At 47.1% G+C, this 775-nt stretch carries 1 protein-coding gene; it reads right to left on the bottom strand.

The genetic code is table 11. The features are described 5' to 3' along the window. Positions 1–775 (bottom strand): mucin-binding protein (locus tag A0765_RS10490; protein WP_442684630.1); only part of this gene is annotated, 775 nt, incomplete at both ends.

Below are 775 nucleotides of genomic sequence, written 5' to 3'. Positions count from 1 at the left end.
CCTGCGAACTCATCGTTCACCACTTCGTAACCCTTGTCTGTCAATTCTTTCAGACGAGCTGCGTAGTTGGTTGTACCGATTGGCTCACCTGACTTACCGCTTTCGACAACCTTGGTCAATTCCTTATTACCGTCAGTTTGGTCTACGAAGCTGATAATCGCTTTTTGACCATCCTTCACGAAGTTGATTGGTGTATCCTTCGTTGGATCACTTGGAACTGGTGGTGGGTTATAACCCTTGCTTGGATCGCTCGGATCTTTCGGTGTCAATGGTGTTGTGCCATCTGGGCCTACTGGTGTAGTTCCTGGTACATGTGGAATCACTGGAAGATCAGTACCTGGTTTGCTTGGATCTGTTGGATCGTTTGGATATGGAAGGTTTGGTACTTTTGGAAGTCCGTCTGGTACATTTGGTACGTATGAACCAAGTTTGCTGTACTTAACTGTTTCTTCGCTATCCTTATCATCAGGAGTGACTGTCTTCGCTGCGACATTGGCCTTGTCTGCCACGAATCCAGTTACGACTGGTGTAGCTTCTTGGGCCAATTCTTTCGTAGCTGGTGTCCATGCAGTGAAGGTTTCAACGTTCGTTACACGGTTACGTTCACCTGTACGTGTGAAGGCTGCTTCTTGAGTCACTGGAGCTTTCAGAGCTGGACGACCCGCTGTTTGACCATCTGCGTATTCGTACTTGATTGTACGTGATACTTTCTTGTTGAGCTTAGCTGGGTCTGTAATCTTCTCTGTACCTTGACGAAGAGTAACGGTGAAGGTTT

It is taken from the genome of Streptococcus cristatus (assembly GCF_001588905.1).
Taxonomy (GTDB): Bacteria; Bacillota; Bacilli; order Lactobacillales; family Streptococcaceae; genus Streptococcus; species Streptococcus cristatus_N.
This window is presented reverse-complemented; position numbering and strand designations above follow the sequence as displayed.